We start from the raw sequence: 8,223 nt of genomic DNA, 5'->3' as shown, positions 1-8,223 counted from the left end.
TAGTTTGCTCTTTGATTTTCATTGAGTATCAAAAGATTGTCTCCTAAAAAGAAGTCTGCCCCAAATTCACCCCAAAAGTTTTTGTAAGTTATATGTATTTATCCGAAGAAAATAAAAAAAGCCCTTTAAATTGGGCTTTCTGTTTAAATGAAACCTGATAAATCAAGTTATAGAAGGCGGTAGACGGATTTGAACCGACGATCAAGCTTTTGCAGAGCCGTGCCTTACCACTTGGCTATACCGCCTTAACGTTTATTATTATACCTTGAAAATGATTTTCAGTCAATAGCTTTTTCAGATTTTTTGTATCAATAAGCCTAAATATTCTGAAAATTCGTTTACTTTTCTTGAAATCTATGATATAATTGATGATAACCTATACTTTATTTATAAGAGGAGTAAATAAATGAAAAAAAGTCAAGTGCTTGCTGTAGCGGGAGCTACCTTATTAGCGTCAGGAGTTCTAGCTGCGTGTTCAAACACTAGTTCAAATAATGCTAAACTAGCAAAAGATTACCAATATGTTTATCAAACAGATCCAGAAACCTTGGATTATATCGTCAGCAATATCGATTCAACATCATTCGTCACAACAAATGCTGTAGATGGTTTGTTGGCTAATGATAAATATGGTAACCTGGTTCCTTCTATTGCTGAATCATGGACAGTTTCAAAAGATGGTTTGACTTATACCTATAAAATCCGTAAGGATGCTAAATGGGTGACAGCAGAGGGAGAAGAATACGCTCCTGTAACTGCTAAAGACTTCGTTACTGGTTTGAAACACGCCGTAGATGGAAAATCAAAAGGACTTTCAATCGTTAGCTCTTCTATTAAGGGATTAGAAGCCTATATCAAGGGTGAAACAAGCGATTTTTCAACCGTTGGAGTAAAAGCGCTTGATGATCAAACACTAGAATATACCTTGAACCAGCCAGAAACTTTCTGGAATGACAAGACAACTAGTGGTGTTTTGATGCCGGTTAATGAAGAATTCTTAACTTCAAAAGGGGAAGGTTTTGGTGCCCCAACAGATGCTAACTCTATTCTTTATAACGGTCCATTTGTCTTAAAATCTGTAACTCCAAAATCATCTATCGAGATGGCTAAAAATGATGCTTACTGGGACAAAGAAAATGTAAAAATTGAGAACGTTAAGTTCACTTTCTGGGATGGTAAGGACCAAGATGTGATTGCCAAAGGTTTTGCTGATGGTCAATATAGCAAGGCGCGTATCTTCCCTACAAGTTCTACATATGAAAAATATGCAGCTGACTTTAAAGATAACATTTACTTTAATGAACCAGGAGCGGGTGTTGCAACTGTCAGCTTGAACTATGGCCGTACAACGTATAATCACACTGCCAAAACAAGTGATGCCCAAAAGACATCTACTCAGAAAGCATTGCTAAACAAGGAATTCCGTCAAGCCTTGAACTTTGCTGTCGATCGCAATTCTTACTCAGCTCAAACAAATGGTACTGATGGAGCTGCAGTAGCTATCCGTAATACATTTGCACCTTATAATCTTCAAGTTGGTAAGAAAACATTTGGTGAATTGGTACAAGATAGCTTGGCTAAGACAAATTCTTCTACTTGGTCAAACGTGTCTCTAGCAGATTCTCAAAATGGACTTTACAATGAAGAAAAAGCGAAAGAAGTCTTTGCTAAAGCTAAATCAAGCCTACAAGCTGAAGGTGTTGAGTTCCCAATCCACTTGGATGCCTTGGTTATTCAAGAATCAACAGCGGTTGTAAACCGTGTTCAATCATTGAAACAATCAATTGAAAAAGTATTGGGTTCAGATAATGTTGTTGTAGACTTACAACAAATGACTCAAGCAGAAGCTTTACCAATTTCATTTAGCGCTCCAACAGCTAAAGAGCAAGACTGGGATATCCATACCTTGCTAGGATGGAACCCTGACTATCAAGATCCTTCTACTTTCTTGGATCAATTCGTCCTTAAGGGAGGAAGCACTCGTCTTTACCTTGGTATTGACCAAAACACAGATGCATCAGTAGTAAGCAAACTTGGTTTAGCTGACTATGGAAAATTACTTGATGACGCAAACAGCGAAAACCAAGATGTTCAAAAACGTTATGAAAAATACGCGGTGGCACAAGCTTGGTTGACTGACAATGCTTTGACAATTCCAGTAATGGCTTCTCCAAAAGAAACAGCCGTTTCATATGTTTCAAAAGTTCTACCATTTAGCTCTTCATATTCAGTAGCCGGCCTTAAAGGTGAAAATTCAGGATACTTGAAGTACACTGAAGTTGGTGAAAAAGCAATCACCAAAGAAGAGTATGAAAAAGCTCGTGAAAAATGGTTGAAAGAAAAGACTGAGTCAAACGAGAAAGCTCAAAAAGAATTGGCAAGTCATGTGAAGTAAATAATTTTCAATAGAACTTTCTCTCCATGAGGAGAAGGTTCTTTTGGGATTTTTAAAGGAAATGATATGAAAAAATATATTTTTATGCGTGTTTTGCGGTCATTGGTTTCTATCTTCTTAGTAACAACCTTGACTTACACGATTATCTATACAATGGTTCCTCGAAAATTGATTTTCAAACAGGATACCAACTATAACAAGATTGCTACAACTGCTGATAAACGTGATAACTATGAGAATACCGTTTATGAGCGTATGGGCTATATCGAGTACTACGATACCAAAGAGTTGCAAGAAAAAGCTAGCCAGATGGATGCTTCTGTAACAGTTGAAGCCAATGATACCAACAAGGCTATCTATGAAAAATACATCAAACAAATCGGTCATGGTTGGACCCTGGGAGAATTTACTGAAAGTGGCCAATTCTACGCTACACGTGAAATTCCAATTTTTGAACGTGTGTTTAAATTCTATGCAAACTTGCTTGATATCGACCACACAAACAAGATTCAGGACCCAGAAAATCCAAATTTGGAGCGTTATTTGCGTTTTGAAAATGATCCCGCTATCGGCTGGTCTCTGGTAGGTTCAGGGACTAAACACAAGTACCTCTTGTACTTCAATAGTCAGTTCCCATTTGTTCACCAAAACTTTGTGAACTTGAATTTGGGTGATTCATATCCAACTTATGCTAATACTCCTGTGCTTCAAGTTATCACACAAGGACAAGGTCAAACTAAGACATCAGAAGTGCAATTCCCAACTGGTAAGAAAACATCTTCAGTTAATATCTACTCAAGAACCTACAAATCGCCTAGTCAGGCTGATTCTCGTGAAGTAGCTAACTATGGGAAAGATGACCCATATACTGCAACTGAAAGCAACTACCAATATCCTTCTATGATTGCTAGCTCTGCAGTCGTTGGATTGATTGGTTTGGTGATTTCTTATGCGATTGCCGTGCCACTTGGTTCAGCTATGGCTCGCTTCAAGAATACTTGGATTGATAGCTTCTCAACAGGGTTTTTGACCTTCTTGATGGCCCTTCCAACCATTGCCTTGGTTTACATTGTTCGTTTGATTGGATCATCAATTGGTCTTCCAGATTCATTCCCTATTTTGGGTGCTGGAGATTGGCGTTCGTATGTTTTACCAGCAGTGATTCTTGGTTTGTTGGGTGCTCCTGGTACAGCTATTTGGATTCGTCGTTACATGATTGACTTGCAATCACAGGACTTTGTTCGTTTTGCTCGTGCCAAAGGTTTGTCTGAAAAAGAAATTTCAAACAAACACATCTTTAAAAATGCCATGGTTCCGCTGGTTTCAGGAATTCCTGGTGCCGTTATCGGGGTTATTGGTGGTGCAACCCTTACTGAAACAGTCTTCGCCTTCCCAGGTATGGGTAAAATGTTGATTGACTCTGTAAAAGCATCTAATAACTCTATGGTCGTTGGTCTTGTCTTCATCTTTACATGTATTTCTATCTTCTCACTTCTTTTGGGAGATATTTGGATGACTATTATTGACCCACGTATTAAATTGACTGAGAAAGGAGGCAAATAATGTCTACAATCGATAAAGAAAAATTTCAGTTTGTAAAACGTGACGATTTTGCCTCTGAAGCTATTGATGCGCCAGCTTATTCATACTGGGGTTCAGTGTTTAGACAATTTATGAAGAAGAAATCAACTGTAGTCATGTTGGGAATCTTGGTAGCTATCATTTTGATGAGTTTCATCTACCCAATGTTTTCTAAGTTTGATTTCAATGATGTCAGCAAGGTAAACGACTTTAGTGCTCGTTATATCAAGCCAAATGCTGAGCATTGGTTCGGTACAGACAGTAACGGTAAATCTCTTTTTGACGGTGTCTGGTTCGGAGCTCGTAACTCTATCCTCATTTCTGTGATTGCGACAGTAATTAACTTGGTTATCGGTGTTTTTGTCGGTGGTATTTGGGGAATTTCAAAATCAGTTGACCGCGTGATGATGGAAGTTTATAACGTCATCTCAAACATCCCATCTCTTTTGATTGTCATTGTCTTGACTTACTCAATCGGAGCTGGATTCTGGAATCTGATTTTTGCCATGAGTGTGACGACATGGATTGGGATTGCCTTCATGATCCGTGTGCAAATCTTGCGTTATCGTGACTTGGAATACAACTTGGCGTCACGTACTCTGGGAACACCAACCTTGAAGATTGTTGCCAAAAATATCATGCCTCAATTGGTATCTGTTATTGTGACAACCATGACTCAAATGCTTCCAAGCTTTATCTCATACGAAGCCTTCTTGTCATTCTTCGGTCTTGGATTACCAATTACCGTGCCAAGTTTGGGTCGTTTGATTTCGGATTATTCACAAAACGTAACAACCAATGCTTACTTGTTCTGGATTCCATTGACAACTCTTGTCTTGGTATCCTTATCCCTTTTCGTAGTTGGTCAAAACTTAGCGGATGCTAGTGATCCACGTACACATAGATAGGAGTAGAAATGACAAAAGAAAAAAATGTAATTTTGACTGCTCGCGATATTGTCGTGGAATTTGACGTTCGTGACAAAGTATTGACAGCCATTCGCGGCGTTTCCCTTGAACTAGTTGAAGGAGAAGTATTAGCCTTGGTAGGTGAGTCAGGATCAGGGAAATCTGTTTTGACAAAGACATTCACAGGTATGCTTGAAGAAAACGGTCGCATTGCCCAAGGTAGTATTGACTACCGTGGTCAAGATTTGACAGCTTTATCTTCTCACAAGGATTGGGAACAAATTCGTGGCGCTAAGATTGCGACTATCTTCCAAGATCCAATGACTAGTTTGGACCCAATTAAAACAATTGGTAGTCAGATTACAGAAGTTATTGTAAAACACCAAGGAAAAACAGCTAAAGAAGCGAAAGAATTGGCCATTGACTACATGAATAAGGTTGGGATTCCAGATGCAGATAGACGTTTTGATGAATACCCATTCCAATATTCTGGAGGAATGCGTCAACGTATCGTTATTGCGATTGCTCTTGCCTGCCGACCTGATGTCTTGATTTGTGATGAGCCAACGACTGCCTTGGATGTGACCATCCAAGCTCAGATTATTGATTTGTTGAAATCTTTACAAAACGAGTACCATTTCACAACAATCTTTATCACCCACGACCTTGGTGTGGTGGCAAGTATTGCAGATAAGGTAGCGGTTATGTATGCAGGAGAAATCGTTGAGTATGGAACTGTTGAGGAAGTCTTCTATGACCCTCGCCATCCATATACATGGAGTCTCTTGTCTAGCTTGCCTCAGCTTGCTGATGATAAAGGGGATCTTTACTCAATCCCAGGAACACCTCCGTCACTTTATACTGACCTGAAAGGGGATGCCTTTGCCTTGCGTTCTGACTATGCAATGCAGATTGACTTCGAACAAAAAGCTCCTCAATTCTCAGTATCAGAGACACATTGGGCTAAAACTTGGCTACTTCATGAGGATGCTCCAAAAGTAGAAAAACCAGCTGTGATTGCAAATCTCCATGATAAGATTCGTGAAAAAATGGGATTTGCCCATCTGGCTGACTAGGAGGAAGGAAATGTCTGAAAAATTAGTAGAAATCAAAGATTTAGAAATTTCCTTCGGTGAAGGAAGTAAGAAGTTTGTCGCAGTTAAAAATGCTAACTTCTTTATCAACAAGGGAGAAACTTTCTCGCTTGTAGGTGAGTCAGGTAGTGGGAAAACAACTATTGGTCGTGCCATCATCGGTCTTAATGATACAAGTAATGGGGATATCATTTTTGATGGTCAAAAGATTAATGGTAAGAAATCGCGTGAACAAGCTGCAGAATTGATTCGTCGTATCCAGATGATTTTTCAAGATCCTGCCGCAAGTTTGAATGAACGTGCGACTGTTGATTATATTATTTCTGAAGGTCTTTACAATCATCATCTGTTCAAGGATGAAGAAGAACGTAAAGAGAAAGTTAAAAATATTATCCGTGAAGTGGGGCTTCTTGCTGAGCACTTGACTCGTTACCCTCATGAATTCTCAGGTGGTCAACGTCAACGTATCGGTATTGCCCGTGCCTTGGTCATGCAACCAGACTTTGTTATTGCGGATGAGCCCATTTCAGCCTTGGACGTTTCTGTGCGTGCTCAAGTCTTGAACTTGCTCAAAAAATTCCAAAAAGAACTTGGTTTGACCTATCTCTTCATCGCCCATGACTTGTCTGTCGTTCGCTTTATTTCAGATCGTATCGCAGTTATTTACAAGGGTGTTATTGTAGAGGTTGCAGAAACAGAAGAATTGTTTAACAATCCAATTCACCCATATACTCAAGCCTTGCTTTCAGCGGTACCAATCCCAGATCCAATCTTGGAACGTAAGAAGGTCTTGAAAGTTTACGACCCAAGTCAACACGACTATGAGACTGATAAGCCATCTATGGTAGAAATCCGTCCAGGTCACTATGTTTGGGCTAACCAAGCCGAATTGGCGCGTTACCAACAAGGGTTAAACTAATAATGGTTTTATAATTTCCATAAAAATTGATATGGGAATTATAAACCTTTTTTGTTGGACTGATTTGAAAAAACTTTGAAAGAGTTTTCGAGAGAAATAGAATTCTTAGAAAATCATTGAATTATAGTGAGATGAAATAAAATCTTAACAACTTGATTAGGAAAGTCAAATTAATTTCTAGAAAAGTTATAGAAGTCGCGGCGTATTACTCTAGCTTCAATCTACTATAGTCTAATACTCTTCGAAAATCTCTTCAAAGCACGTCAGCGTCGCCTTATCGTATATATGTGACTGACTTCGTCAGTTCTATCTGCAACCTCAAAACAGTGTTTTGAGCAGCCTGCGGCTAGCTTCCTAGTTTGCTTTTTGATTTTCATTGAGTATAATATCTACAATGTAAAAAACTCTAGCTATCAGTTCATTGATAGTTAGAGTTTTTCTATTCATATGATTTAAGGAGTTTAAATAAGGCTTCTATTTCTGATGACGGTGTAGCTGATTTAAGGTAAGCGTAATAAACTGTAAAAGTTATCTTATCCTTCGGTATAAGAGGGATTTTTATTAAATCATCATCTTCATCAGAAAGTGCGATATCAGCCAGTAAACTAAGGCCAATCCCTTTCTTTAAAAGTTCTTTAAGAATGACAATATCATCCGTCTTAAAGAATATTTCTGCCTTGTTTTGATACTTTTGATTAAGTATTTCAAAAGCTTTCAGGTGAACAAAGTGTTCGTCTAAGAGTATAAAGGATTGATCTACTAATTCTTCAAAAGCGAGGGAAGGAACAGTGGCAAAAGGATGGTTCTTAGATAAAACGACATACAGTTCTTTATGAAATAGCTCGTGTGTCTCTATTGAAGGATAATTGAGAGGTTCAATTAAACCGAGTAGGCTTGCATTAAGGTCTCCCTTAAGGAGAAGGTTTAATAACTCTACGGAGCCACCGCGGATAGGGCGTATCTTTTTTAAAAAATCGAATTTATCTTTTTCGTTTAAGGCAGCGAAGAGATACTGAATGATAATAGGAGGGAATCCTACAGTAGAGTATTGTGCCAAGGAGCGGTTAATTTCTTTTTGAGTAGAAATGACCTCAGGTAAGATCAGTTCTGTATGCTTTAGAAGGATTTGTCCTTGAGGAGTTAGCTTGAAGGAACGATGCGAGGGGTCATGGTGAATCAATTTGCAGTTAAAGGCTTCCTCTAAGCGCTTGATAGCATAAGAAATAGATGGTTGGCTGACTTTATGTTGTTTTGCTACTTCCGTATAGGATTGAAGCTGGCAGAGGTCATAAAAATATTGTAGATCTTTTAAATTCATATGGGTTC

General features: G+C 38.6%; 6 protein-coding genes and 1 tRNA gene. 5 read left to right on the top strand and 2 right to left on the bottom strand.

Going from position 1 to position 8,223, the window contains the following annotated elements:
* Window positions 1-174 precede the first annotated feature (174 nt).
* Window positions 175-245, bottom strand: a tRNA-Cys gene (locus HMPREF2701_RS04085).
* A 161-nt stretch (window positions 246-406) separates the two neighbouring features.
* Between HMPREF2701_RS04085 and HMPREF2701_RS04080 the strand changes: the two genes are divergently transcribed.
* From HMPREF2701_RS04080 to HMPREF2701_RS04060, 5 genes are all read left to right on the top strand, one after another.
* Entirely contained in the window at window positions 407-2,395 is a 1,989-nt protein-coding gene (locus tag HMPREF2701_RS04080) for a peptide ABC transporter substrate-binding protein (protein WP_000749582.1), read from the top strand.
* Window positions 2,396-2,461: 66 nt separating this feature from the next.
* On the top strand, window positions 2,462-3,958 hold the full coding sequence (locus tag HMPREF2701_RS04075; protein ID WP_020902008.1) for an ABC transporter permease: 1,497 nt from the start codon (window positions 2,462-2,464) through the stop codon (window positions 3,956-3,958).
* Window positions 3,958-4,884 (top strand): oligopeptide ABC transporter permease OppC, encoded by a 927-nt coding sequence (oppC, locus tag HMPREF2701_RS04070; protein WP_000103691.1) that lies wholly within the window; start codon window positions 3,958-3,960, stop codon window positions 4,882-4,884. Before HMPREF2701_RS04075 ends, oppC begins: the two co-directional genes overlap by 1 nt.
* An 8-nt stretch (window positions 4,885-4,892) precedes the next feature.
* Window positions 4,893-5,960, top strand: a complete 1,068-nt coding sequence (locus tag HMPREF2701_RS04065) for an ABC transporter ATP-binding protein (protein WP_000159550.1) — start codon at window positions 4,893-4,895, stop codon at window positions 5,958-5,960.
* Between the two features lie 10 nt (window positions 5,961-5,970).
* The gene (locus tag HMPREF2701_RS04060) at window positions 5,971-6,897 is read left to right on the top strand and encodes an ATP-binding cassette domain-containing protein (protein WP_001291284.1); all 927 of its coding nucleotides are present in this window, start codon (window positions 5,971-5,973) and stop codon (window positions 6,895-6,897) included.
* Window positions 6,898-7,336: 439 nt separating this feature from the next.
* Here HMPREF2701_RS04060 and HMPREF2701_RS04055 read toward each other — a convergent pair whose 3' ends face one another.
* Window positions 7,337-8,215 (bottom strand): LysR family transcriptional regulator, encoded by an 879-nt coding sequence (locus tag HMPREF2701_RS04055; protein ID WP_070482196.1) that lies wholly within the window; start codon window positions 8,213-8,215, stop codon window positions 7,337-7,339.
* Between the last annotated feature and the right edge of the window lie 8 nt (window positions 8,216-8,223).

Source organism: Streptococcus sp. HMSC077D04 (assembly GCF_001808785.1).
GTDB classification, from domain to species: domain Bacteria; phylum Bacillota; class Bacilli; order Lactobacillales; family Streptococcaceae; genus Streptococcus; species Streptococcus mitis_BX.
The sequence above is the reverse complement of the archived record's forward strand: the minus strand, read 5'-3'. Positions and strand labels throughout refer to the sequence as shown.